Origin of the sequence: Catenuloplanes japonicus (assembly GCF_000717135.1) — a bacterium.
In the GTDB taxonomy this organism is placed as follows: domain Bacteria; phylum Actinomycetota; class Actinomycetes; order Mycobacteriales; family Micromonosporaceae; genus Catenuloplanes; species Catenuloplanes japonicus.
In genome coordinates this window covers 11,964-36,337 of the sequence record NZ_JNXY01000010.1, presented here as the reverse complement: position 1 = coordinate 36,337, position 24,374 = coordinate 11,964, and the positions used below count along the sequence as shown (strand labels likewise).

Here is a 24,374-nt window from a genome sequence, read left to right as displayed (position 1 = left end):
GCGGACTTCTCGCGTACCCACCGAATGTTCTTCGTTCTCCTCAGCGGCGCGGATCGAGACGGCATAGTCGGCCAGGGCGAACATCACGGATTCCTTCGCGGATCGCGCTGGCGCCCACACATTTCGACACCCACGGGGGAACGACACCATGCGTAACACCAAGCTTCGCCGGCTGGCCGTGCTCGGCGCCGGGTCCGTGCTCTTCACCGGTCTCGCCATCGGCGGCTCCACCGCCGCGCTCGCGGGCGGTCACGGGCACGGCCACGGGCACGGGCACGGGCAGGCCCACGGCGGCGCCTACTCGCAGTCGTCGGACGACGAGGCCAAGCTGAAGTGGCTGGTCGCGAAGTGGCTGTGGGCCCACGACTACGAGTGCAGCGACGCCAACGTCGACGCGCTGGCGAACGCGCTGGACGACAACGACAGCAACAACGACTGGGACCACGACGGCCGCGACAACGACAGCGACCTGGACCTGGACCTGGACCTCGACATCGATATCGACCTGGACCTCGACCTCGACCTGGGCATCAGCCTGCTCTGACGCGCCACGCAGCACACACGAACGGCGACAGCCGGACCGGACGGTCCGCTGTCGCCGTTTCGGTGTTGCTAGGCCTGACGGCGTGCGCCGATGGGCACGACGTGGCGTGCCCGCTGCGGCACCGCGCGGTGCAGCAGAAACCATGACCCGACCGCGGCCACGGAAATGATGACGATCGCCGAGAGCGCGATCAGCAGTGCGGTGCTGGCGCTCGCCACCGTCAGAACAGTGGCTGCGACCGCCCACATCGCGATCGCGGTGCGGGTGCAGTGCCGCTTGTAGTAGCTCACGTCGTCCTCCTCTCTCCGTGATATGCGGATACCCGCCAGGTGGCGGATTTACGCATGCAGAGTGCGAGGAGTCAGTCCTTGTCCGGCTTGAAGAGCGCCACGATCAGGTTGAAGTGCTCCAGGTTCTCGGCCCAGACGTTGTCCGGCGTACCCCAGTAGATCTGGTATCCGCGGTCCTTGGTCGTAACGAAGTTCCTGATCAGCACGTGGTTGCGGTAGTTGCCCTCCGGACCGTAGGCGAACTCCCAGTCCGCCCCGCTGTCGAAGTAGTCGACGCTCTCGATCTTGATCAGGCTGTACTGCTGCCACTCGCCGCGCCGCTGCTGCTCCTGCTGCGTGATCGCGGCCTTCGCGTCCTGCCCCGGGTTCGACGTCATGGTGATCAGCATCAGCCGGCCACCGCCGTCGTTCTGCCGGAACTCGACGTGCGTGCCCGAGTCGAACACGGTCCAGTCGTCCGCCACCGGCACCGACCAGCCGTTCGGGCTGGTGTAGGTGTGCCAGCCGGCCGGCATGGTCAGCGCCGGCACACCCGGGCCCGGCGAGCCGCTCGGCCGCGGCAGCGCCGCGCTGCTCGGCGTCGTGGACTCCGACGGCGTCGTCTGCGGCCCCGACCCGGTGCCCTCGCCGTTGCCCCCGGTCAGCCGCGGCACGATCAGGAACAACGCGACCAGGATCGCGATGACCAGCACGGCCGCGGTCCACACCCGCGGGTCCGCCGCGGCCTTGGCGACCGGGTTCGGCCGGGGAGCGTCGTAGTCGTAGTCGTCGAACCCGCCGCTGCGCGCCGGGCCGACCACCTGCGTGCGGTCCTCGTAGTCGTCCTGCGGCGGCGCGGACCGGGCGAACCGGGCCAGCGGCGCGCCCAGCGCCTTCCGGCCGGGCTTCGCGGCGCGGCTCGCCGGGGTCTGCGGGACCACCTCGGTCGCGTCCGAGCCGGGCGACGTGCGGGCCCAGGCGTCGCGCGCCCAGTCGCTGCCGGCCTTCTCGCCGGCACTCTCAGAACCTTCAGACGCCTCGGGGGTACGGATGTCAGCGGCGACCGGGGACACCGGGGCGATCACCGTGGTGCCGTCGATGTCGCCGTCCTGCGCCTCCGCGTCGCCGGCTTCCGCTTCCGCCGGCGTCTCCTCGGCGTCGGGCGCGGGCTCGATGGCGGTGCCGGACGTCACGGCACCCAGGCCGCTGATCACCGGGAACGCGCCGGTCCCACCCGTACCCGGAAGATTGCTCCTGGGGTTGTCCTTGGTGCCCGTGGTCGGGGAGGTGGCCGAGCCGGACGTGGCGACTCCGGCTGCACCCGGGTCAGCCGCGTCCGGCTCGGCGGAGCCCGGCTTGGTGGAGCCCGGCCTCGATGCGTCGGCGCCTTGGACAGCGGGCGGCACGACGGTGGTCTCGTCCGGCGAGGGCGCCTGGGGCGCGTCACCGGATGTATCTGATTGTGAACCGCCGTCCGGCGCGCCGGCGCCCGGGGTGACCGGAATCGGTGTACCCGCAGCTCCGGGTCGCTTCGGAACGTCGATGCGGGCGGTCACGTCCCGGCCGCCGAGCAGATGCCCGCCGGTGATCCGGGTGGTGGTGTCGGCTCCCGCCGGCGTGTGCGGGTCGATCCGGGTGGTGGTGTCCGCGATCGGCGCGCCGTCCAGCCGGGTCGCGTCCAGCGGCTGCTTCTTCTTCTCCGGCTTGTTCTCCGCCGCGGCGGCCCGGCCCTTGGAGAAGATCGGCGGGTGCGAGCCGGTCGCCGGCGCGATCGAGGACCGCTGGCCCGGCGTCAGCGGCGGACGCGGCGCGGGCACGGACGGGTTCGACTGCGTGTCCGACTGGCGGACGCCGCCGGCGCCGGGCGCACGGCGCGGCGTCTGCCACAGGTTCAGCGGCGCGCGCGACTTCCGGCCGGCGGCGCGCATCAGCATCCGCTCGGCCTCCTCGGCCGAGAGACGCTCGGTCGGGTCCTTGCGCAGCAGGCCGGCCAGCACCGGGCGCAGCGGCCCCGCGTTGCGCGCGACCGGCGGCGGCTCGGTGGCGAGCGCGGCCAGCGTGCCGATGGCGGACGGCCGCGCATACGGCGACTGGCCCTCCACGGCGGCGTAGAGCGTGGCGCCGAGCGACCACAGGTCGGCCTGCGGACCCGCCGCGCCGTCCCGGGCGCGCTCCGGCGCGATGTAGGCCGGGGAGCCGAGCACCAGGCCGGTGCGCGTCACATTGGGATCACCGGGCACGGTGGCGAGGCCGAAGTCGGTCAGCACGACCCGGCCGTCCTCGCCGATCAGCACGTTGCCCGGCTTCACGTCCCGGTGCACGACCCCGGCGCGGTGCGCGGCCCGGAGCGCGTTGAGCATGCCCAGCCCTATCTCGATGCCGCGCGCGGGCGGCACCGGACCGGCCGAGGACAGGATGTCCTGGAGCGAACTGGACGCCACGTACTCCATGACGATCCAGGGATCACCGTCCGTCCGCAGCACGTCGAAGACGCGGACGACGTTGATGTTGTTGAGCCGGGCGATCGCGCGCGCCTCGCGCAGTGAGCGCTCCCGCATCTCGCGCCGCTCGTCCGTGGTCAGGCCGGGCGGCGGAACGAGTTCCTTGATCGCGACGTCTCGGTGCAGCACCTCGTCGCGCGCCAGCCAGACCCGGCCCATGCCGCCCTGACCGAGCGGCCGGAGCAGCCGGTATCGGGAGGCGATCAATTCGGGGGCAGACATCCAGAGGAACGTACCCGCACCGGCCCTCATCACACCAATTGACCCGCGTCGAGGAAGACGTACATCAGTTTGTTATCAAGGCATCTGGCCTTAGTCTGGCCTAATGCACTCCGGCGATCTCGCGGTCCTCCGCGGCACCCCCACGCCCGAGGAGCTCGCCGCGCTGGTGGGCGCGCTGCGTGCCGTGACACGGAGACCGCGCTCGCGCCCGGTCACACCACCCTCGGTGTGGGCGCTGTCGGCCCGGCCCGGCTTCACCCCCTCGTGGCGACACTCCGCATTGCCTCGGTAAGCCATCAGTAACGATCCCATGTGAGAAATCGCATCCTCCGGACAAATTGCCTGCGGTCCTTTTTCGCGCCCCCAAGGGCGGGCGGCGATTGGCTAATCTCGATCCCTGGGTCGTGAGGCGCTGGGAGGGGCTGCTCATGGGGATACCCGACGAGGACCTGGGACCGTCCTGGCTGCACGACTACGGCCGCATCGAGGCCGACATCGAGGCCATGTCCCAGTTCGCCCACCACCTCATCGACGAAATCCAGCACAACTACACCCCACACGCCACCCGCGTCATCGCCGACATGGAGTCGGACCATCCGCCGACCGCCGCCGAGTTCGAGGAACACGCCCGATTCCTCGGCGCCCACGAGACCGCGATGCGCGCCTCGACCGACAACGTCTACTGGTACATCGAAGGCGGCACCCGCCTCAGCAACGCCGCCGCCGAGGTCAGCTCCCGCTACGCGGACGCGGACGCCTTCTCCCTCGCCCAGACCAAAGACGTCCTGGAGGCACTGAACACCAGCGGCGCCGGGGTGGTGCTGTAGCCATGGCACTGGACAACGGACAAGACTGGTCAGGCACCGCGTGGCACCTGAAGGACGTGCCGGCGATGTGGTCCACGGTGCAGCACCACACGCCGGACGCCTATGCCGCACACCTCGCCGGATGGCGCCGGACCTCGGAGCTGCTGTCCCAGCACGCCGCCCGCATGATCGCCTATCGCGAGAAGCTGGCCGCCGCCTGGAACCCCGACCACAGCCCCGCCGCCGCGGTCTACCTGGCCCGCTTCGACGCGGACATCACCAACGTGCAGCGCACCCTGGACGCCAGCGTGGCCAATTACGCCGCCTACGCCGCCGCGATGAACGTGATCTCCGAGGCCCAGGCCGCCCTCCGCCCCATCCACTCCGAATACGCAGCGAACGCGGAAGCCGAGGAAGCCCACCGCCAGATGGTGGGCAGCGCCGGATACCGCGCGGGCGCCGCCATGGCGATGAGCGCACCCGAGGTCAGCACACGCCAAGCCGAATTGACGGGACTGGCGAGAGCCGTGATGTACCGAGCCAGCCAGGAACTAATCGAGGCCACAGCCGCCCTCCAAGTTCCACCAGCCTACAAAAAGGTAGACGAATGGCTAATAGAACCACAAAGTGGAATCAGGCCTCCAAACATCCCGTCCGTGAAACCTGCCGAAATCCCTTATTTCGACTCCGCATCTTCGAGATCAACCACCGCCTCGTCTCCAAACCCAATAAATAGCACTCAACCAAGCCCCATCCTATCCGGCACGCCGAGAGAAATCAGCCCGATAGCAGGCGATAGCCAATTTCAGAGCCCAGGCGGATCAAGCAGACAAACAAACCCGCCAGTTATCGGAATTCCGAACGTAGGTGGCGGTCAATTTCGTCAAGTTACCAGTAACGGGAATAAAACGGCCGGCTCTCAGCCTGGCAAAATAATCGGCAATACTCCCGACTCAGCACTATCCTCCGTCGCAGCTTCCAACCCCCGATCACAAGCACCGGCAAATACATTCCTTCCTCCAATTTCAGGGAATCCAAGACAGCTGAGCGTCGAAAGCCATACAGAGCAGCTCGACCCCGATCAACCATGGACGGTCAAGCAAGGAATCGATCCTATTCTAAAACCCGACGATAGCAATCTACAGATTAACCCCGGACCCGCGATCGGGCTCAAATGAACAACGTACCAGCCCGGCTAGCAGCGGCACTTTCGGCCGCAACCGTTAGCCTATACATCTCCCCATTTAGCACTTCTCCCGCAAATATGCCTGCGGACGATTGGTACATTGATTCCCTAGGCATCAGAGCCGCTCACGAGCTTAGTCTAGGCAAGAGCATCACTGTCGCCGTCCTTGATTCCGGGGTCGGGGCTCATCCAGATATAGACAAGAACACCCTACCCGGGATTTCATATACTCCAGGCGAAAATGATGGCAGATCTGATGCCCGCGGACATGGCACGGCGATCGCCGGGATAATAGCGGGCACAGGCGCACCTCCGCAAGGCATATTGGGCATCGCACCTGCAGCGAAAATACTTCCCGTGAAAATATTCAGCAGTGCCGCTGACAGCAATTCCGACAATCTAGCCCGAGGCATCATGTGGGCGGTTGACAATGGCGCCCAAATCATAAACATATCTGCGGGCGGCGGACCGAATCCAGGCGTTAGATCTGCCGTCCAAGTGGCGCTTGATAACGACCTCATAGTGGTGGCAAGCGTAGGCAACAAGCCGGAGGCGAGCATCATCCAGTTCCCGGCCTACATCGACGGCGTCGTCGCGATTGGATCAACTGATCGAGACGGATTAGTGTCGAACTTTTCCATCTCAGGTGACCGTGTCGCTCTCACAGCCCCTGGGTCCGAAATCAGGACTACGAAACCAGGCGCGACATACACAATTGGTACGGGGACCTCTGCATCTGCGGCGATTGTTTCGGGGGTGGCGGCGCTGGTGTGGAGTCGGTATCCGGAGTTGTCGGCGGTGGAGGTGGTGCATCGGATGACGGCTACGGCGGTGGACAAGGGGGCGCCGGGGCGGGATCCGGAGTACGGCTTCGGGATTGTGGATCCGGTGGCGGCGTTGACGGCGGATGTGCCGCCGCTTGCGGCGTCCGCAGAACCGGGGCGCAGTGAGGAAGCGGGGCCGGCTGAGCCGAATACCATGGGGCAGGTCGCGGTTGTTCTGGTGGCGGTGATCGCGAGTCTGCTGGGGGTAGGACTGGTGGTCGCTTTGCTGGTCTTTCGGCTACGTGGGCGCAGGAGTGACGCCGATATCAGCCAAGGCGACGAAACCTGATACGACAGACGTTCGTGGACCCCGGCATCGATAAACACCCCGCTCCGACACATTTAGAGCGATAGAAACGCGGCACCCGCGGCCCCGTTGCCCATTCCTGTTGCGGTCGAGCCGAGTTCGGCCGGATGAAGAGCTGCGAAAACGTGCATACGACCATGATCAGCAACCGTCACAGGCCCGCGCATTGGGCGTCATGAGATGAAATATCGGGCGCTGGTCGAGCGCCTGGACTCCCGCAGGCCGACACCGCAGGGTTTCACAGCCCACCGCACTCACCGCGAGTGGGCAGCAGGCGCGCCAGCAAGAAGAACCCAAATTGACGCCGAACAGACACAAGACCGGCAGCGCGCCACGCAAAACGAAAGAAAGAAAAGCGGCTGCGTCCGGGATCGCGACTCCGCGACCCCGGACGACCACCGCGGCCACGACACGGGACATCAAGCGGCGCTGCTCGACGAGGACCTGAACCAGGCGCCCGGCGGCGGCCGACAGGCAGGGCCGAATCAGCCCTCCCAGGTTCATCACCGTAGGAAGAGAATCTTGCGAGTCTGATTCCGCTCCGTTACAGCCAAGTTTAACTTTTGCCCGATTTATGTAGGGCGCGCCCGGTCTGCACCGCGCGCCGCCGCTACCGGTAGCGTATGCAGGCGTGCTGACCGAGAACCGGCCCCGCCTGGTGCTGGGCTCCGCGAGCCCCGCCCGCCGTACCCTCCTTCGCTCTGCGGGTATCGACCCGGAAGTGATCGTGAGCGGGGTGGACGAGTCGGCGGTGGAAGCGGTCAGCGCGGACACGTTGTGCCTGGTCCTGGCGCGGCTGAAGGCGGCGGCGGTCGCGGACCGGGTGCGTCAGACGGAGGCGGCGACGCTGCCGGGGACCGCGCCCGCGACGCTGGTCCTGGGGTGTGACTCGGTGCTCGCGTTCGACGGCGAGATCCTGGGCAAGCCGGACGACGCGGAGGACGCGGTGCGCCGCTGGCAGGCGATGCGCGGCCGGAGCGGGACGCTCTACACCGGTCACAGCATGGTCGACGTCTTCGGTGAGCGGGAGGCCGAGGGCGTCGCGGCGACCGTCGTGCACTTCGCGGATCTGTCCGATGAGGAGATCAAGGCCTACGTGGGTACGCGCGAGCCGCTTCACGTCGCCGGCTCGTTCACGATCGACGGGCTGGGCGGCGCGTTCGTGGAGCGGATCGAGGGCGATCACGGGACCGTGGTGGGCCTGTCGCTGCCGTTGCTGCGCCGCCTGTTCGCCCAGCTCGGCTACTCGATCACCGATTTCTGGGGCACAACGGGCAGCAACTGACCGCGCGCACCCTTAGCGTGGTCGGCATGGACTTCAAGACGCTGCCGCACTCGCCCGAGTTGTACGAGTACGCGCTGAGCCACAGCCTCCCGCTCGACGACGTGGCCCGTGACCTGGTCCGGGAGACACATGAGACGCTCGGTGAGGCGACCATGCAGGTCTCCCCCGAGCAGGCCAGTCTGCTGACGCTGCTGACCAGGCTGGCCGGCGCGCGCACCGCGATCGAGGTCGGCACGTTCACCGGCCTGTCCTCGCTGGCGATCGCACGCGGTCTCCCTTCGGACGGCCACCTGACCTGCTTCGACATCTCGGAGGAGTACACCTCGGTGGCCCGCCGCTACTGGGAGCGCGCCGGTGTCGACAAGCAGATCGAGTTGCGCATCGGCCCCGCTGCGGACAATCTGCGCACGCTCCCCGCCGAACCGCACATCGACCTGGTCTTCATCGACGCCGACAAGATCGGCTACCCCGCCTACTGGGCCGAGCTGGTCCCGCGCATGCGCCCCGGCGGCCTCCTGATCATCGACAACGTGCTCCGTGGCGGCAATGTGCTCGCCCCTCGCGACGCCGCCGACCGCGCGATCGCCGACTTCAACGACATCGTGGCCGCCGACGACCGCGTCGACGCCGTCCTCCTCCCCCTCGCCGACGGCATCACCCTCGCCCGCCGCCGCTGACCCCCGCTCTGCTTACCTGGACAAACCGCCCCGAAAACCCTTCCGCCATCCAGGTAAGCAGAGCAAAGCGGCCGGCCGAGCACCCGTCCCCTGAGGCCACAAAGATCAAGATCCAATTCATGTTCCCGCTTCCGGCGTGGTCGCGGTCCGCATGCTCCCGCGGGCAAACCTCGCCATACGCCAAGACTCCGCTGGCGCTCCGCTTGCCTCCCGGCATCGGAGCCGGTCCCGCGCGGCGCACGAAAGAGCACGCGACTTCCCTCGCGCCCTCGTTGACCGAGGCGCGTCACGTGCCGCGCGCTGTGGCGAAGGTGCCAGGAGCGCCCAGCAGGAGCGATCGTGAGCAGGCACCAAGCCGTCTCGGCCAGATCCGTTGCGCCCTGATTCTCGTCAGCACCTCGGGGTGCTGTTGAGCTTTCGGCGTCCAGGGTGAGGATGCCGTGGCCCCAGGCCGCTATTTCATAAAATTTCGGGCACGGAGTGGCCGCAGATTGATCGCACCGATCGAGGCGATCCCGGACCTCGACGCCGAAAGCTGACCGGAAATAGGCCCCATCGCGCACCACAGCCGAAGGATTTTCACGCCCGCAAGGCGTCATCCAAAGATGCCAGACGGACTCAGTGAGCGGCCGGGTCCGGCAGGGTACGGCCGAGCCTCAGCACGATCAGCGCCGCGGCCAGGATCAAGGCGGGGAGGAGCAGGAAGGCGGGGTGCGGGCCGATCTGGTCGGCGACCCAGCCGAGCAGCAGCGGGGCGGCGCCGAAGCCGATCGCCACGGAGTAGTTCGCGGTGGCGGCCGCGAGGTCGGCCTGGCCGGGGGCGCCGGCCATGGCGAGCGAGATCGTGAGTGGATAGTGCATGGCGTTGCCGAGGCCGAGCACGATCAGTCCGGCGGCGGCGAGCCAGCCGACCGGCGAGGCCCAGAACAGCACGAAACCGGCCGCGGAGACGCCGAGCGCGGCGAGCAGCAGCGGGACGGGCCGGACGCGCAGCGCGATCCTGGCTCCGGCGAGCCGCCCGGCCAGCATGCCGCCGACGATCGCGGCGACGGTGGCGGAGGCGCCGCCGGGTGACATGCCGGCGTGGTCGCGCAGCACGTCCGCGGCCCAGAGCGACAGGCACACCTCGATCGAGCCGGTCACCCCGAGCAGCGACCAGGCCATCCAGTACGCCCTCGGCAGCCGTCGCCCTCCCTCCACACCGGACCCGCGCGGCTCGGAGGAGACGACCGGTGCGGGAGGCGTGGCCGGGCCGGGGAAGGCCGGGGGGACGAGGGGAGGGCCGGGCTCGGAGCGGGTGGGGGTGCGGGGGCGGCGTACCCATGGGGATGTGGTGAATGCGGCGACAGCCGCGATGAGGAGGACGAGGGTGGCCATGCCGGGGCGCCACGTGTCCCAGAGGCGGGTGCTCAGGCCGATGAGCAGCGGGGACAGCATCCCGAACGCGACGGCGGCCGCGTTGGCCTCGGTGATCGCGGTGGGGGCGAACGGGCCGTGGTGGGAGGTGAGTTCGCTGACTGCGCAGCTGACCGTCATCCAGCCGAACGTGGAGGCCACGGCGGCGGCGAGGAGGGTGGCGGGCAGCGGCGTGGAGGTGACCAGCAGCGCGGTGGCCAGCGCGAGGCCGGCGAGCGAGAGCCACATGGTCCGGGCGCGGCCGAGGCGGCGGGACAGCGGCGGGAAGAGCGCGCCGCCGATCAGGCCGCCGGCCGCGAGCGCGGTGCTGTGCAGGCCCGCGACGGCGGCGGTGGTGCCCTGCTCGTCGCGGAGCAGCGGCACCACCGGGCCGAAGCCGTAGAGGAAGAATCCCCAGAGTCCCAGCTGTACGTAGAGCAGCCAGGTGGTCCGGTCACGCACGAGTCGGGGCACGAGGCCCACGGTAACGAGCGGATCAGCGGATGCTGCGGGCGAACATGCGCGCCGCCCACACCGTGGAGATCACGGCCAGCACCAGCGTGATCACCAGGCCCTGCCAGACCTCGGGCGCGCCGGGGTCGCCGGCGAACAGCGCGCGGGTGCCGTCGACGGCCCAGGAGAACGGGTTCCAGTCGGCGACGCGCTGCAGCCAGAGCGGCGCGAACGTGAGCGGCAGCAGGATGCCGGAGAGCAGCAGCAGCGGCTGGGACAGCGTGTTCATCACCGGGGCCAGCGCGTCCTCGCTCTTGAGCAGCAGCGCCACGCCGTAGGAGAGCGCGGAGGTCATCAGCGCTATCAGACCCAGCATGAGGTACGCCAGGAGCAGGTCGACCAGCTGCACGCGGAGCCCGAACGGCAGCGCCAGCACCGTGATGATCACGGCTTGGACGAGCAGGCTCACCACGTCCTGCAGGGAGCGGCCGAGCAGCAGCGCGTTGCGGCTGACCGGCGTGACCCGGGACCGCTCGATGACGCCGGCCCGCAGCTCCGCGATCAGGCCGAAGCCCTGGAAGAGGCCGCCGAAGATGGCGAGCATGACCAGCAGGCCGGGCACGAACGTGCGGTAGACGTCGGCGTCGCTGACCGCGCCGCCGGCCGACAGCGCGGGCTTGAGCAGCGGCGCGAAGAGCAGCAGGAACATGACCGGCTGGAACAGGCCGACGATGATCCAGACGGGCTGGCGGAGCAGGTTCATGATCTGGCCCTGGAAGACCAGCCAGGTGTCTCGGAGGAATTTCATCGGTCAGCTCTCCCGCAGCGATCGGCCGGTCTTCTCCAGGAACACGTCGTCGAGGCTGGGCCGGTGCAGCTCGATGGTGCCGAGCGTGAGGCCTGCGCCGTCCAGCGCGCGCATGATCTGCGGGATGGCGGTGCCGCCCGCGTCGACGTAGAGGCGCAGGCCGCCCGCGGTCTGCTCGATGCTGCTCACGTAGGCCGCACCGTCCAGCAGCTTCGCCGCCTGCGCGGTCGCGCCGTTGACGCCGAGCGTGATCACGTCGCCGGCGATCTCGCGCTTGAGCTCCGCCGGTGTGCCCTCGGCGACCAGCGTGCCGTGGTCCATGATGGAGATCCGGTCGCAGAGCGCGTCGGCCTCGTCGAGGTAGTGCGTGGTGACGAAGATGGTCATGCCCTCGTCGCGGAGCCGGCGGATCTCGTCCCACATGTGGGCGCGGCTCTGCGGGTCGAGCCCGGTGGTCGGCTCGTCGAGGAAGACGACCGTGGGCCGGTGGATGACGCCGAGCGCGATGTCGACCCGGCGCCGCTGACCGCCCGAGTAGGTCTTGCAGGGCCGGTGGGCGAATTCGGTGAGCTGGAACGCCTCCATCGCGGCGGCGGTGCGGCGCACGGACTCGGCCTTGCTCACGCCGTAGAACCGGGACTGCCGCACCAGCTCCTCACGGGCGATGCTGTCGTCGAGCGTGCTGCCGCCCTGGGCGACGTAGCCGATCCGGCGGCGGACCTCGCCGGGCGCGCGGAGCAGGTCGGCGCCGGCGATCACGGCCTCGCCGCCGTCCGGCCGGATCAGCGTGGCGAGCATGCGGAGCATGGTGGTCTTGCCGGCCCCGTTCGGACCCAGGAAGCCGTAGATCTCGCCGGCCTCGACGTAGAGGTCGACGCCGCGCACGGCGTCCACCGTGCCCTTCCGGCTGCGATACGACTTCCGCAGCCCCTTTGTCTCGATCATGCACTCCCCCACAGCACGCCGGTCTGAGCACACGTCCGTCGGACGCGCGCTCAGGCTAACGCGATATAGCGTGGATAATCAAGCTTGATTATTACTCAATCTGCTCGCCGAACCGGGCCCAGCCCTCCTGCCACACCGCATTGGCCGGCAGGTACGACTCGCCGCTCTCCACCAGCCCGGCGACCCGCTCGCACCAGGCGATCTCACCCTCCGCACGGGCCATCTGCAGCTGCCACATCCAGGTCACATGCGGCGGCTTGCCGGAGGCGCCGCTCATCCAGCCGGAGTCCATCGCGGCCTGCAGGCTCTCGTTGTTCGCGCGCAGCATCCGGGCCCGGTTGCGCAGCGCGGCGGACGCCTCCTCCCGTGGCAGCGCGGGCAGGAACGAGAACGCGGCGAAGAACGGGTCGACCGAGCCCTCCACGTTCCACCAGGCGCCGCGCAGCAGGTTCTGGAACTCGTCCTCGCCCTTCGGCGTGATCTCGTACGTGGTGCGGGCCGGCCGCGCGCCGACCTGCTCCGTCGCCACCTCGCGCAGCAGCCCGTCCTCGGTGAGCTTGCGGAGCGCGTGGTAGATCGAGCCGGGCTGCACGTTCGCCCACCGGTCGGCGCTCCAGCTGAGCAGTTCGCGGCGGACGTCGTAGCCGTGGACGGGCTGGGTCCAGCGGACGAGGCCGAGGATCATGAGGCGGGTGGTAGACACGTACTAAAGCGTAATAGACAAGTTTGACTAGTCTGCGCGGCTGGGGGTGTCCCACTAAACTCCCGATCAGTAACTTCTCGCCGGGGTGAGCAGGAGCGTGCCGTGCGTAAGGTTCTGATCGCCAATCGCGGCGAGATCGCCGTCCGGGTCGTCCGCGCCTGCCGGGACGCGGGCCTGGCCAGCGTCGCCGTCTACGCGGACTCCGACCGGGACGCGCCGCACGCGCGGCTCGCGGACGAGGCGTACGCGCTGGACGGCGACACCCCCGCCGACACCTACCTGCACATCGGCAAGCTGCTGGAACGCGCGGCCCAGGCCGGCGCGGACGCGATCCACCCCGGCTACGGCTTCCTGTCCGAGAACGCGGACTTCGCCCAGGCCGTGCTGGACGCGGGGCTGACCTGGATCGGGCCTGCCCCGCAGGCGATCCGCGACCTCGGCGACAAGGTCACCGCCCGGCACATCGCGCAGCGGGCCGGCGCGCCGCTCGTCCCCGGCACCCCCGACCCGGTCACCGGCCCGGACGAGATCGTCGCGTTCGCCGACCGGCACGGGCTCCCGGTCGCGATCAAGGCGGCGTTCGGCGGCGGCGGTCGCGGCCTCAAGGTCGCCCGCACCCGCGAGGAGATCCCGGCGCTGTTCGAGTCCGCCACCCGTGAGGCCGTCGCCGCGTTCGGCCGCGGCGAGTGCTTCGTGGAGCGCTACCTCGACCAGCCCCGGCACGTCGAGGCGCAGGTGCTCGCGGACACGCACGGCACGGTCGTGGTGGTCGGCACGCGGGACTGCTCGCTGCAGCGCCGCCACCAGAAGCTGGTCGAGGAGGCGCCGGCGCCGTTCCTGACGGAGGCGCAGCGTACCCAGATCCACTCCTCGGCGAAGGCGATCTGCCGCGAGGCCGGCTACCACGGCGCCGGCACCGTCGAATACCTCGTCGGCCGGGACGGCACGGTCTCGTTCCTGGAGGTCAACACGCGTCTCCAGGTCGAGCACCCGGTCACCGAGGAGACGTCCGGCATCGACCTGGTCCGCGAGCAGTTCCGCATCGCGGACGGCGAGAGGCTGCGGTTCGGCACCGACCCGGTGCCCCGCGGCCACGCCATCGAGTTCCGGATCAACGGCGAGGACCCGGGCCGCGGCTTCCTGCCCGCGCCCGGCACCGTCTCCACGCTGGTGCTGCCGGCCGGCCCCGGCGTCCGGGTCGACGCGGGCATCGCGTCCGGCAGCGTGATCGGCGGCAACTTCGACTCGCTGCTCGCCAAGGTGATCATCGTCGGCGAGACCCGGACCGAGGCGCTGGAACGGGCCCGGCGCGCGCTCGACGAGATGACGATCGAGGGCCTGGCGACGGCGCTGCCGTTCCACCGGCTCATCGTCCGCGATCCGGCCTTCACCGGCTCGCCGTTCACCGTCCACACGCGATGGATCGAGACGGAGTGGGCAGGCGGGGTGCCCGCGTTCACCGGGGCCGCCGGTGACTCCCCGGAGTCGCCGCGCGAGACGATCGTGGTCGAGGTCGGCGGCAAGCGCCTGGAGGTCAGCCTGCCCGCGGGTCTCGGCGCTCCCGCGCCACGTGCCGGCCGCGCCCCGTCCCGCCGGACCGGTGGCCGCGCCGGCACGCCGGCAGCCGGGGGTGACGCGCTCGTCTCCCCGATGCAGGGCACGATCGTGAAGATCCTGATCGCGGAGGGCGACACGGTCGCGGAGGGCGACCTGATCGTGGTGCTCGAGGCCATGAAGATGGAACAGCCGCTGCACGCCCACAAGTCCGGCACGGTCACGGACCTGTCCGCCACGGTCGGCGGCACCGTCACCGCCGGCGGCCTGATCTGCACGATCAAGGACTAGATCCTTCTACCGTTCCGCGGACGGCCCGGTCCACGTGCTCCCGCGGTGCCGTTCAGAGGGCCGGGGCGCCGAGGACGGTGCGTGCGGCGGCGATCGGGTCGGGGCCGAGGGACCGGGGCAGGGCGCCGCTGAGCCAGAGCGTGGCGAAGCCGTGGGCGGTGGACCAGCCCGCGAGGCCGGCCGCGGGGCCGGGGCCGTCCGGGAGGTCGCGGGCGCCGGCGGCGAGCGCGTTCCCGGCCTTCGTGGCGGCCAGGCGCAGCTCCGGGTCGTCGGGGCGGTGCAGGTCGGGGCGGAACATCACCTCGAAATGCGCGCGATGCCCGACCGCGAACCCCACATAGGCCACACCCATCTCACGGTACGACCCGGTGCGCACGCGGGCCTCGGCCAGCGCGAGCGCGAGCGCGCGATATCCGTCGATCGCGACCGCGGTGAGCAGGCCGGCCTTGTCGCCGAAGTGGTGGGCGGGAGCCGCGTGGGAGACGCCGGCGCGGCGGGCCAGGTCGCGGAGGCTGAGCGCGGCCGGGCCGGCCTCGCCGAGCGCGTCGACGGCCGCGTCGAGCAGCGCGCGGCGGAGGTCTCCGTGGTGGTAGGCCTTCACCCGCCCACCTTAACTTGACATTGACAAGATGCCCAGGGCGCGTGCATCTTGACAGTGACAAGTCCGAAAATTCATTTGGCACCTAATTATCAGGGAGCTAACGTAATCGCGTGGACACTTCACGACTGCACGAGGCCCCGCTCGGCAGCCTGCTCGTCCTGTCCGGACGGCTCGCCCAGCAGCGATGGGGCAGCTACCTGGCCGACCACCACCTGACGCCGGCCGGCGTCGCCGTGCTCACCACGCTCGGCCTGCACGGCGGCGAGCTCGGGCACCGGCAGCTCGCCGAGATGTGCTTCTTCAAGCCGGCCACGCTCACCGGCATCGTCGACACGCTGGAGAAGTCCGGTCACGTCACCCGGGCGCCGGATCCGGGCGACCGCCGGGCCGTCCGGATCGGCATCACCGGCGAGGGCCGGGCCGTGCTGGCCAAGATCCGCGAGGTGCGCACGCTGCACACGCCGCTCACCTCGGTCGACGCCGATCCGGCGAAGGCCGCGATCATCCGAGAGTTTCTGATGGAGCTGATCTCCAACATGGAGGAAACCGGTGAACCAACCCGCAGTTGAGGTGAAAGAGCTCGTCAAGCGCTACCCGAAGGCGGCGGTCAACGCGGTGGGCGGGCTCAGCTTCGACGTGGCGCCCGGCGAGATCTTCGGGCTGCTCGGGCCGAACGGCGCGGGCAAGTCGACCACGATCGGCGTCCTGACCACCCGGGTCAGGGCGACCAGCGGCACCGCCACCGTGGCCGGCCGCGACGTGATCCGCGACGGCGTCCGGGCGCGCGGCGCGTTCGCGGTGGTGCCGCAGCAGAGCAACCTGGACCGGTCGCTCACCCCCAAGCAGAATCTGCGGTTCCACGCGGCGTACCACGGGTTCTCCCGCGCGGCGCGGAACGCGCGGGCCGACGAGCTGCTGGAGCAGTTCGGGCTGGCCGAGGCCGCGGACAAGAAGCTCGCGTTCTACTCCGGCGGCATGGCGCAGCGGCTCATGATCGCGCGGGCGATGATGCACGAGCCGGCCGTGCTGTTCCTTGACGAGCCGACCACCGGCCTGGACCCGCAGTCCCGGATCTTCCTCTGGGAGCGGGTGCGGGAGATGCGCGACCGCGGCGTGACCATCGTGCTGACCACGCACGACATGGACGAGGCCGCGGAGTTGTCCGACCGGGTCGGCATCGTCGACCACGGCAAGCTGCTCGCGCTGGACACGCCGGACGCGCTCACCCGGCGGCTGTCCGGCCAGGCCGTGCTCGAGCTGACCGTCTCGCCCGCGCCGGGCGACGACGCGGACAAGCTGATCGCGGTGCTGACCGACGTGGACGGTGTGGCCCGCGGCGAGCGGGTCGGGGGCGGCAACAGCGCACCGGCGATCTCGCCCGCGCTGGCCGCCATGATCGTGGCGCGGGGCGGCCCACCGCCGGGCGTGACGCTGCCGAGCGCGGACGAGTCCCTCACGGTCCGGCTCTACCTGGACCGGGCCGCCGCCGCGCTGCTCGGCCCGGTCGCCTCGGTGCTGGACGGGCGCGGCGCCGCGGTCACCAACGTGCACATCGGCGAGCCGAGCCTGGAAGACGTCTTCATCGACCTGACCGGAAGGGGACTGCGATGACCGCCACCCTCGTCGAGACCGCCGCGCCGCCGCGCCCGTCCGCGTTCACCGCGTTCCGCGCGATCCTCTGGCGCGACCTCTTCGTCACCGGCAAGGAGCTCTGGATCTTCCTGGCCCAGACCGCGCTGCAGCCGCTGTTCATGCTCTTCGTCTTCGCGAAGGTGCTGAACGTCGGCGGGTACGTCTCGGAGGAGTACTCGCACCTGCTGCTGCCCGGCATCGTGGCGCTGACCGCGTTCCTGACCGCGCTGCAGACCGTGGCGCTGCCGATGGTGATGGAGTTCTCGTTCACCAAGGAGATCGAGGACCGGCTGCTCGCGCCGCTGCCGACCTGGGCGGTCGCGGTGGAGAAGCTGGTGCTCGCCGTGCTGCGCGCGCTGGTCTCCGTCGTGATCATGTTCCCGATCGGCTTCCTGGTGCTCGGCGCCGTGCCGTGGAACCCGCCGGGCGTACCGCTGATGGTCGTGGCTCTGGTTCTCGGCTCCTGGGTGGGGGCGGCGATCGGGCTGACGCTCGGCACGGTGGTGCAGCCCTCGCGGATCAGCATCATGTTCGCGGTGATCCTGACGCCGCTGACGTTCACCGGCGCCACGCAGTACCCGTGGAAGTCGCTGGACTCGATGGTCTGGTTCCAGGTGGTCACGCTGTTCAATCCGCTGACCTACCTGTCCGAGGCGGTGCGGGCGGCCTCGGTGCCGGCGGTGCCGCACATCGCGCCGTGGATCTCGCTGCTGGCGCTGCTCGGCTTCGGCGCGGTCTTCACCACGACCGGCCTGATCGGCTTCGCCCGCCGCGCGGTGACGTGACGGTTCCGGGTGGGGCCCGCGAGCCCCACCCGGAACACCTCAGTGCGGATCGGCCTCGGACACCAGTCGGCGCAGCACCTCGCCGGACGGCATCGGGGCGAGGCCGGGCGCGTTGCGCGGGCGCAGCGAGACCTGGCCGGAGGACGCCTCGGCCGGGCCGATGATCGCCACGTACGGCACGCGCTGCTGCGCCGAGCGCCGGACCCGCGCGGAGACCGAGCCCTCGTGCACCACCTCCGCGCGCAGCCCGGCCCGGACCGCGGCCTTGGCGAAGTCCGCGGCCGCGCCGTCCTGGCCGGACGAGATCGGCAGCACCTGGAGCTGACGGGGCGCGTACCAGAACGGGAACGCGCCGTCGTGCACCTCGATCAGGTAGGCGAACAGCCGTTCCATGCTCCCCACCAGGCTCCGGTGGATCATCACGGGACGCTGCCGCTCGCCGGCCGAGTCCACATATTCCAGGTCGAACCGAGCCGGCTGGTGGAAGTCGACCTGGATGGTGGAGAGGGTCATCTCGCGCCCGCCCGCGTCCTCCACCTGGATGTCGATCTTCGGTCCGTAGAACGCGGCCTCGCCCGGCACCTCCACGAACGCGCGGCCGGAGCCGGCCAGCACGTCGCGCAGGATCTGCTCGGCCCGGTCCCACATCGCCGCGTCGCCCACGTACTTCGGACCGTCGCCGCGCAGCGACAGCCGGAGGCCGGCCGGTTTCACGCCCAGCTTCGCGTGCGCCGCGTCGATCAGGCGCAGCACCGCGGCGATCTCGTCCGCGACCTGCTCCAGCGCCACGAAGATGTGCGCGTCGTTGAGCCACATGCCACGCACCCGGCTCAGCCCGCCGAGCACGCCGGACCGCTCCGAGCGGTACATGCCGCCCAGCTCCGCGATGCGCAGCGGCAGCTCCCGGTAGGAGCGACCGCGCGACCGGTAGATCAGCGCGTGGTGCGGGCACGCCGACGGTCTCAGCACGAACTCGTCGTCCGGCGAGGAGGAGAGGGCCATCACCGGGAACATGTCGTCCGCGTAGTGCGGCAGGTGCCCGCTGGTCAGGTACATCTCCTTCTTGCCCAGCGGCGGCGAGTTCACGTGCTGGTACCCGGCGCGGCGCTCCTCCTCGCGCAGGTACTCCTCGACGGCGTGCCGCGCGGCCGCGCCGTCCGGCAGCCACATCGGCAGGCCCGCGCCGGCCATCGGGTCGGTGGCGAAGAGCTCCAGCTCACGGCCGAGTTTGCGATGATCCAACATCAAGATCTCCTTGGGGGTACGAAGGGAAGCCGCCCCAGGGAGACACCACAAAGCCCCGGAGCGTGATGCCCCGGGGCTTGCGTGCGTCGGACTGCGTCAGCGCAGAGACGGTAGCCGCCGGGGAGAGCCCGGCGTCGTCGTCATCTGACCGAATCGCATGGTGTGGATCGTACTCCGCGCTGTCGATCAGCGCAGCCGAGTTAGCGTGACCTCGACCTCCTGGCCGGTGTTGGCCGGTCCGGAGAAGACGCCCTTGAGCGGGGGCACGTCGCCGTACTCGCGGCCGCGGCCCACCACCACGTGCCGCTCCCCCACCGGCACGCCGTTGGTCGGGTCGAACGCGGTCCAGCGCCCCACCCACCACTCGACCCAGGCGTGGCTCTGGCCGACGACGCTCTCGCCGATGCCCGCGTTCGGCGCCGGGTGCAGGTAGCCGGAGACGTAGCGCGCGGGCGTACCGGTCGCCCGGAGCAGGCCCACGACCAGGTGGCTGATGTCCTGGCAGACGCCCTTGCGCTGCTGCCAGGCCTGGATCGCGTCGGTCTGCACGCCGGTCGCGCCGGTCTCGTACGTGACGTCCTGCCGGATCCGCTCGCAGATCGCCAGCGCGGCCGCGTGCGGCGTGGCGTGCACGCCCGCGATCTCCTTGGCCAGCGCGGTCAGCTCCTCGTCCAGCGCGGTCCGCGGCGAGGCGACCAGCAGCTCGTGCCAGCGGTCCACGGTGTCCGGCACGGCCAGGTCGTCCCAGGAGACGCCCTCGTGCCGGGCCAGCAGGTCGCCGGCCGGCAGCGTCTCCACCGTGGCGGTCGCGGTCACCTGGAGGTTGTCGTGCGGGGAGTGCACGTCGAACGCGGTGACGGCCGTGCCCCAGTAGTCCTCGTAGCGGTGGGTGCGGGCCGGCGGCCACACCTCCACGCGCGCGTCGAGCACGGCCTGGCGGGCCTCGTTCCGCGGGGACATCCGGGCCTCGTTGTACGAGGATCGGACCTTTCCGGCGTACGTGAAACCGGTCCTGTGCTTGATCTTGAGTCGCCAGGAATCGACCATCAGACGGCCACCTCACTGACCCAGCTGACCGCGCTGGTCTGGCGGAAGTACCGGGTGGAGACCGCGGCGTTGACCTGCGTGCAGGTGCGCTGCAGTCCGGACAGGACGGTGCCGAGGTCGCCGAGCAGCTCGTCCGGGCCGCGGAACTCGAGGTTGGTGCGGGCCCGGCCGACGATGCGCTGCGCCTCCGTGACGACGCCGGCGCGGCCCGGCTCCGGCTCCAGGTCGGCCAGGCACGCCTCCGCCGTGGCCAGCGCCGCGAAGACCGAGCGCGGGAAGAGCCGGTCCAGCAGCAGGAACTCGGCCGCGTGCCGGTCGTCGAGCGAGCCGCGGTAGGTGCGCAGGAACGTCTCCCACGCGCCGCAGGACCGCAGCAGCGTCAGCCAGGACGGAATGCTGCCGCCGGCGCCGATGTGCGTGGAGAGCAGCCGCGAGGTCATGTCGACCCGCTCCACGCTGCGGCCCAGCACCAGGAACAGCCAGCCCTCGTCGCGGCTCATGGTGGCGTCGGTCAGGCCGGTCATCACGGAGCAGCGCTCGCGGACCCAGCGGAAGAACGCGTGCACGCCCTGCTGCTCGACGCGGCGGCGCGCGTCCGGCAGGCCGTGCCAGGTCGCGTTCAGGCACTCCCACATCTCGGCGGAGATCGTCTCGCGGGCGCCGCGCGCGTTCTCCCGGGCGGCCGCGAGCGCGCCGGTGACCGCGCTCGGGTTCCGCTCGTCCAGGCCGAGCAGGCCGACCATCCGGGCGGACGAGTACGGCGGCTCGATCGTCTGCAGGCCCATCACGGTGAGCAGCGACCGGCAGGCGGTCTGTTCGTCGATCCACGGGTCCGCGAGCATGCGGTGCAGGTGGACGTCGAGGATGCGGGCGGTGTCCTCGGCGCGCTCGACGTACCGGCCGATCCAGTAGAGCGACTCGGCGATCCGGCTCAGCATGCGGCACTCCTCCCCTGCTGTTGCTGCTCCTGCTGGGCCTGCACGCTGGTGATGTCCGTGCCGGGACCGGGGTCCGGTGCCTGGCCGTCGACCAGCTCCGCGAGCGCCGGGTCCGGCTGCTCCACGTGCGCCAGCACCGGCGGCTCCTCCTTCGGCCCGGTCTGCTCCGCCGCCAGGATCCAGGTGTCCTTCGAGCCGCCGCCCTGGCTGGAGTTGACCACCAGCGCGCCCTCGGGCAGCGCGACGCGGGTCAGGCCGCCGGGCAGGACCCAGATCTTCTCCCCGTCGTTGACCGCGAACGGGCGCAGGTCGACGTGCCGGCCGCGCAGCCGGTTGCCGACCAGCGTGGGGACCATGGAGAGCTTCACCTCGCGCTGCGCGATCCAGCCCCGCGGGTCGGCCAGGATCTTCTCCCGGACCGCGGCCAGCTCCGCGTCGGACGCCTGCGAGCCGATCACGATGCCCGCGCCGCCCGCGCCGTCGACCGGCTTGAGCACCAGCTCGTCCAGGCGGCCGATCACGTGGGCCAGCGCGTCCGGCTCCTCCAGCCGGTAGGTGTCCACGTTGGGGAGCAGCGGTTCCTCGTTGAGGTAGTAGCGGATCAGCTCCGGGACGTACGTGTAGAGCAGCTTGTCGTCCGCGACGCCGTTGCCGACCGCGTTCGCGATCGTGACCCGGCCGGCGCGCGCCGCGTTGATCAGCCCGGCCACGCCCAGCACGGAGTCGGCCCGGAACTGCACCGGATCCAGGAACTCGTCGTCGACCCGGCGGTAGATCACGTCCACCCGCTGCTCGCCGGCCGTGGTCCGCATCGCGACCTCGTTGCCGACGCAGATCAGGTCGCGTCCCTCGACCAGCTCGACGCCCATCTCGCGGGCCAGCAGCGTGTGCTCGAAGTAGGCGGAGTTGTGCACTCCGGGCGTCAGCACCACCACGGTCGGATCGTTGATGCCGACCGGGGCCGCGGCCCTCAGGGCCTTCAAGAGCTGTCCGGGGTACGAGTCGACCGGGCAGACCCGGGTGGCCGCGAACACCTCCGGCAGCACGTGCGCCATGGCGCGCCGGTTCTCCATCACGTAGCTGACGCCGGACGGGATGCGGACGTTGTCCTCCAGCACCCGGAACACGCCCTGCTCGTCGCGGATCAGGTCGACGCCGGCGACATGGATGCGTACCCCGTTGTGGGGTGTGATCCCGAACGCCGCACGGTGGAAGTTGCCCGAGGTCATCACGACCCGGCGCGGCACCACGCCGTCCTTGAGGACCTGGCCGGGGCCGTAGACGTCGGCGAGGAAGGCCTCCAGCGCGCGGATGCGCTGGGCGACGCCGGCCGAGACCGCGGCCCACTCCGCGTTCGCGATGATCCGGGGCACGATGTCCAGCGGGAACGGCCGCTCCACGCCCTTCAGCGCGAACGTGATGCCCTGGTCGAGGAACGCGCGCGCGAGCACGTCGGCCCGGACACCGAGCTCCGTGCTGGACAGTGGCCGCAGCGTGCCGTGCAGCGCCTCGTAGATCTCCCGGGGCAGGCCGGGCTCGCCGAACATCTCGTCCCACCCGGGGCCGAGACGGTAGTCCTCGAACAGGTCCGCCATGGCGCAGAAATTACGCCGATCTCATTGCGTGCGCATTACGGATCTTGATTCTGGCGCCGGCTTCTCGCAGCGTGCGCCGCATGCGCGGGCCGCCGGCACGGGACCTGCCGGCGGCCCCGGAGCCACGCGCCGCCGGCCTGCATCGCGTCGGCCGGCGGGTGACACCGACGCCCGACATCGAGAACGGGGGACCCGATGTCATGGGCCCCTCTACGGTACGCGCCACACGGCGACCCGAACGCCAAATGTGGACGATTCGCCCCGGTGAGTCACGGCATAGATCAACTGCTACTCCAGGTCGTGCAGCATGAGCTGGCGTGCGGCCTCCGCGACCGAGCCGGACAGCGACGGGTAGATGGTGATCGTCTGCGCGATCTGGTCCACCGTGAGGTTGTTCTCCACCGCGACCGCGATCTGCTGGATCAGCTCGCTGGCCTTCGGCGCCACCACCACGCCGCCGATGATGTGCCCGCTCGGCCGGCAGAACATCTTCACGAAGCCGTCGTGCAGATCGTCCATCTTGGCGCGCGCGTTGCCGTTCAGCGGCAGCATCACCTGCCGGACCGAGACCTTGCCGGAGTCGGCCTCGTCCTGCGAGATGCCGACCGTGGCCAGCTCCGGGTCGGTGAACACGTTCGCCGCGACCGTGCGCAGGCGCAGCGGGCGGACCGCGTCGCCGAGCGCGTGCCACATCGCGATCCGGCCCTGCATGGCGGCCACGCTGGCCAGCGGCAGCACGCCGGTGCAGTCGCCGGCCGCGTAGATGCCGGGGACGTTCGTACGGGAGGTGCGGTCGACCGTGACGTAGCCGCCCTTGCCCACCTCGACGCCGTACTCCTCCAGGCCCAGATCCTGCGTGTTCGGGATCGAGCCGACCGCCATCAGCGCGTGCGAGCCGAAGACCTCGCGGCCGTCCGCCAGCGTGACCTTGACGCCGTCGCCGCCGCGGACCACCGAGTCGGCGCGCGAGTTGTTCAGGATGTTCATGCCGCGGGAGCGGAACACGCGCTCGATCGCCATCGCGGCGTCCGCGTCCTCGTGCGGCATGACCCGGTCCCGGCTGGAGACCAACGTCACGTCAATTCCCATCGCCAGGTAGGCACTGGCGAACTCCGCGCCGGTCACGCCCGAGCCGATGACGACCAGGTGTTCCGGCAGCTCCGGCAGGTCGTAGATCTCGCGCCAGGTCAGGATGCGCTCGCCGTCCGGCATGGCGGACTCGAGCTGGCGCGGCGTCGCGCCGGTCGCGATCAGGACCGTTCTGGCGTCAATCGAGTACTCAGCGTCACCGGTGTCCGGCGTGACCAGCACGCGGTGAGTGTGACCCAGCGTGTCGTCACCGAGACGCGCACGGCCGGACACCATGGTCACGCCCGCTTTGATCAACTTCTCGTGGATGTCCGACGACTGGGCCAGCGCCAGCCGCTTCACCCGGCCGTGCACGGCCGGCGCGTCGACCGTGACCGCCTCCAGGCCGTCCGAGTCGATGCCGAACTCCTCGGTGTCCCGGAACGCCGTCACCACCCCCGAGCTGGCGATGAAGGTCTTCGACGGCACGCAGTCGAACAGCACGCAGGCGCCGCCCGCGCCGTCCTGCTCCACCACCGTCACCTCGGCGCCCAGCTGCGCGGCGACCAACGCCGCCTCATATCCGGCCGGACCGCCACCGATGATGACGATTCGCCCCGCTGCTGCCCCCACGTTCATGCCTTTCCTCCCAGACACGATCTGGTTTTTCCCCGTAAACCAGATACGACACGC

Annotated in this window: 22 protein-coding genes and 1 pseudogene; 11 read left to right on the top strand and 12 right to left on the bottom strand. The window is 70.2% G+C overall.

Features of this window, described 5'->3' with window-relative positions; genetic code table 11:
• The first annotated feature begins 148 nt into the window (after nt 1-148).
• Entirely contained in the window at nt 149-544 is a 396-nt protein-coding gene (locus OP04_RS17380) for a hypothetical protein (RefSeq protein ID WP_033340764.1), read from the top strand.
• Nucleotides 545-612: 68 nt separating this feature from the next.
• Here the strand turns inward: OP04_RS17380 and OP04_RS17375 are convergent, their stop codons facing one another.
• Nucleotides 613-834 (bottom strand): hypothetical protein, encoded by a 222-nt coding sequence (locus OP04_RS17375; protein ID WP_033340763.1) that lies wholly within the window; start codon nt 832-834, stop codon nt 613-615.
• A 1,457-nt stretch (nt 835-2,291) separates the two neighbouring features.
• Nucleotides 2,292-3,473: pseudogene (locus OP04_RS56800) on the bottom strand (protein kinase domain-containing protein); the annotation flags it as partial.
• A 166-nt stretch (nt 3,474-3,639) separates the two neighbouring features.
• Here OP04_RS56800 and OP04_RS51820 point away from each other — a divergent pair.
• The 6 genes from OP04_RS51820 to OP04_RS17345 all read left to right on the top strand — a co-directional run bounded on the left by OP04_RS51820 (nt 3,640) and on the right by OP04_RS17345 (nt 8,621).
• A complete protein-coding gene (locus OP04_RS51820; RefSeq protein WP_085066536.1) occupies nt 3,640-3,828 on the top strand; it encodes an acyl-CoA carboxylase subunit epsilon in 189 nt (62 codons plus the stop codon).
• Between the two features lie 136 nt (nt 3,829-3,964).
• Nucleotides 3,965-4,363 (top strand): hypothetical protein, encoded by a 399-nt coding sequence (locus tag OP04_RS17365; protein WP_051798166.1) that lies wholly within the window; start codon nt 3,965-3,967, stop codon nt 4,361-4,363.
• Nucleotides 4,364-4,365: 2 nt separating this feature from the next.
• Nucleotides 4,366-5,520, top strand: a complete 1,155-nt coding sequence (locus OP04_RS53385; protein ID WP_157239943.1) for a hypothetical protein — start codon at nt 4,366-4,368, stop codon at nt 5,518-5,520.
• Nucleotides 5,517-6,641 carry a type VII secretion-associated serine protease mycosin gene (gene mycP / locus OP04_RS51105; protein WP_033340761.1) on the top strand — a complete coding sequence of 375 codons (1,125 nt, stop codon included), beginning with the start codon at nt 5,517-5,519 and terminating at the stop codon, nt 6,639-6,641. The genes OP04_RS53385 and mycP overlap by 4 nt, the downstream gene beginning before the upstream one ends.
• 652 nt (nt 6,642-7,293) lie before the next feature.
• On the top strand, nt 7,294-7,944 hold the full coding sequence (locus OP04_RS17350; RefSeq protein WP_033340858.1) for a Maf family protein: 651 nt from the start codon (nt 7,294-7,296) through the stop codon (nt 7,942-7,944).
• 26 nt (nt 7,945-7,970) lie between these two features.
• Nucleotides 7,971-8,621, top strand: a complete 651-nt coding sequence (locus tag OP04_RS17345; RefSeq protein ID WP_033340857.1) for an O-methyltransferase — start codon at nt 7,971-7,973, stop codon at nt 8,619-8,621.
• Between the two features lie 618 nt (nt 8,622-9,239).
• Here the strand turns inward: OP04_RS17345 and OP04_RS17340 are convergent.
• From OP04_RS17340 to OP04_RS17325, 4 genes are all read right to left on the bottom strand, one after another.
• Nucleotides 9,240-10,490 (bottom strand): MFS transporter, encoded by a 1,251-nt coding sequence (locus OP04_RS17340; RefSeq protein WP_033340856.1) that lies wholly within the window; start codon nt 10,488-10,490, stop codon nt 9,240-9,242.
• 22 nt (nt 10,491-10,512) lie between these two features.
• Nucleotides 10,513-11,277, bottom strand: coding sequence for an ABC transporter permease (locus tag OP04_RS17335; protein ID WP_033340760.1), 765 nt, complete (start codon nt 11,275-11,277; stop codon nt 10,513-10,515).
• A 3-nt stretch (nt 11,278-11,280) separates the two neighbouring features.
• Nucleotides 11,281-12,222 (bottom strand): daunorubicin resistance protein DrrA family ABC transporter ATP-binding protein, encoded by a 942-nt coding sequence (locus OP04_RS17330; RefSeq protein WP_033340759.1) that lies wholly within the window; start codon nt 12,220-12,222, stop codon nt 11,281-11,283.
• 91 nt (nt 12,223-12,313) lie between these two features.
• Nucleotides 12,314-12,925 (bottom strand): PadR family transcriptional regulator, encoded by a 612-nt coding sequence (locus OP04_RS17325; RefSeq protein ID WP_232323625.1) that lies wholly within the window; start codon nt 12,923-12,925, stop codon nt 12,314-12,316.
• A gap of 102 nt (nt 12,926-13,027) precedes the next feature.
• Here OP04_RS17325 and OP04_RS17320 point away from each other — a divergent pair, with 102 nt between their 5' ends.
• The gene (locus OP04_RS17320) at nt 13,028-14,770 is read left to right on the top strand and encodes an acetyl/propionyl/methylcrotonyl-CoA carboxylase subunit alpha (RefSeq protein ID WP_033340757.1); all 1,743 of its coding nucleotides are present in this window, start codon (nt 13,028-13,030) and stop codon (nt 14,768-14,770) included.
• A 52-nt stretch (nt 14,771-14,822) separates the two neighbouring features.
• Here the strand turns inward: OP04_RS17320 and OP04_RS17315 are convergent, their stop codons facing one another.
• Nucleotides 14,823-15,371 carry a TetR/AcrR family transcriptional regulator gene (locus tag OP04_RS17315; protein WP_033340756.1) on the bottom strand — a complete coding sequence of 183 codons (549 nt, stop codon included), beginning with the start codon at nt 15,369-15,371 and terminating at the stop codon, nt 14,823-14,825.
• Between the two features lie 110 nt (nt 15,372-15,481).
• On the opposite strand from OP04_RS17315, the gene OP04_RS17310 reads away from it, so the two are divergent.
• From OP04_RS17310 to OP04_RS17300, 3 genes are read left to right on the top strand one after another with little or no spacing between them, the layout of a single operon-like run.
• Nucleotides 15,482-15,940 carry a MarR family winged helix-turn-helix transcriptional regulator gene (locus OP04_RS17310; RefSeq protein WP_033340755.1) on the top strand — a complete coding sequence of 153 codons (459 nt, stop codon included), beginning with the start codon at nt 15,482-15,484 and terminating at the stop codon, nt 15,938-15,940.
• Complete coding sequence (locus OP04_RS17305) at nt 15,921-16,982, top strand: ABC transporter ATP-binding protein (RefSeq protein WP_033340754.1); 1,062 nt, start codon at nt 15,921-15,923, stop codon at nt 16,980-16,982. The genes OP04_RS17310 and OP04_RS17305 overlap by 20 nt, the downstream gene beginning before the upstream one ends.
• Nucleotides 16,979-17,788: an ABC transporter permease gene (locus OP04_RS17300; protein WP_051798162.1), complete on the top strand. Its 810-nt coding sequence runs from the start codon at nt 16,979-16,981 to the stop codon at nt 17,786-17,788. The genes OP04_RS17305 and OP04_RS17300 overlap by 4 nt, the downstream gene beginning before the upstream one ends.
• Before the next feature lie 39 nt (nt 17,789-17,827).
• Here OP04_RS17300 and thrS read toward each other — a convergent pair whose 3' ends face one another.
• The 5 genes from thrS to OP04_RS17275 all read right to left on the bottom strand — a co-directional run bounded on the left by thrS (nt 17,828) and on the right by OP04_RS17275 (nt 24,320).
• Entirely contained in the window at nt 17,828-19,039 is a 1,212-nt protein-coding gene (gene thrS, locus OP04_RS17295) for a threonine--tRNA ligase (RefSeq protein ID WP_269746682.1), read from the bottom strand.
• Between the two features lie 180 nt (nt 19,040-19,219).
• Nucleotides 19,220-20,080, bottom strand: coding sequence for a transglutaminase family protein (locus tag OP04_RS17290; protein ID WP_033340752.1), 861 nt, complete (start codon nt 20,078-20,080; stop codon nt 19,220-19,222).
• Nucleotides 20,080-21,018, bottom strand: a complete 939-nt coding sequence (locus OP04_RS17285; RefSeq protein WP_033340751.1) for an alpha-E domain-containing protein — start codon at nt 21,016-21,018, stop codon at nt 20,080-20,082. Before OP04_RS17285 ends, OP04_RS17290 begins: the two co-directional genes overlap by 1 nt.
• Nucleotides 21,012-22,613, bottom strand: a complete 1,602-nt coding sequence (locus OP04_RS17280; RefSeq protein WP_033340750.1) for a circularly permuted type 2 ATP-grasp protein — start codon at nt 22,611-22,613, stop codon at nt 21,012-21,014. The genes OP04_RS17285 and OP04_RS17280 overlap by 7 nt, the downstream gene beginning before the upstream one ends.
• 288 nt (nt 22,614-22,901) lie before the next feature.
• The gene (locus OP04_RS17275) at nt 22,902-24,320 is read right to left on the bottom strand and encodes an NAD(P)H-quinone dehydrogenase (protein ID WP_033340749.1); all 1,419 of its coding nucleotides are present in this window, start codon (nt 24,318-24,320) and stop codon (nt 22,902-22,904) included.
• Between the last annotated feature and the right edge of the window lie 54 nt (nt 24,321-24,374).

What these genes read in the sequence shown, in the direction of transcription:
- OP04_RS17380 (WP_033340764.1), top strand. Translation starts at nt 149, where the DNA reads ATGCGTAACACCAAGCTTCGCCGGCTGGCCGTGCTCGGCGCCGGGTCC.
- OP04_RS51820 (WP_085066536.1), top strand. Translation starts at nt 3,640, where the DNA reads ATGCACTCCGGCGATCTCGCGGTCCTCCGCGGCACCCCCACGCCCGAG.
- OP04_RS17365 (WP_051798166.1), top strand. Translation starts at nt 3,965, where the DNA reads ATGGGGATACCCGACGAGGACCTGGGACCGTCCTGGCTGCACGACTAC.
- OP04_RS53385 (WP_157239943.1), top strand. Translation starts at nt 4,366, where the DNA reads ATGGCACTGGACAACGGACAAGACTGGTCAGGCACCGCGTGGCACCTG.
- mycP (WP_033340761.1), top strand. Translation starts at nt 5,517, where the DNA reads ATGAACAACGTACCAGCCCGGCTAGCAGCGGCACTTTCGGCCGCAACC.
- OP04_RS17345 (WP_033340857.1), top strand. Translation starts at nt 7,971, where the DNA reads ATGGACTTCAAGACGCTGCCGCACTCGCCCGAGTTGTACGAGTACGCG.
- OP04_RS17335 (WP_033340760.1), bottom strand. Translation starts at nt 11,277, where the DNA reads ATGAAATTCCTCCGAGACACCTGGCTGGTCTTCCAGGGCCAGATCATG.
- OP04_RS17330 (WP_033340759.1), bottom strand. Translation starts at nt 12,222, where the DNA reads ATGATCGAGACAAAGGGGCTGCGGAAGTCGTATCGCAGCCGGAAGGGC.
- OP04_RS17300 (WP_051798162.1), top strand. Translation starts at nt 16,979, where the DNA reads ATGACCGCCACCCTCGTCGAGACCGCCGCGCCGCCGCGCCCGTCCGCG.
- OP04_RS17290 (WP_033340752.1), bottom strand. Translation starts at nt 20,080, where the DNA reads ATGGTCGATTCCTGGCGACTCAAGATCAAGCACAGGACCGGTTTCACG.
- OP04_RS17285 (WP_033340751.1), bottom strand. Translation starts at nt 21,018, where the DNA reads ATGCTGAGCCGGATCGCCGAGTCGCTCTACTGGATCGGCCGGTACGTC.
- OP04_RS17280 (WP_033340750.1), bottom strand. Translation starts at nt 22,613, where the DNA reads ATGGCGGACCTGTTCGAGGACTACCGTCTCGGCCCCGGGTGGGACGAG.
- OP04_RS17275 (WP_033340749.1), bottom strand. Translation starts at nt 24,320, where the DNA reads ATGAACGTGGGGGCAGCAGCGGGGCGAATCGTCATCATCGGTGGCGGT.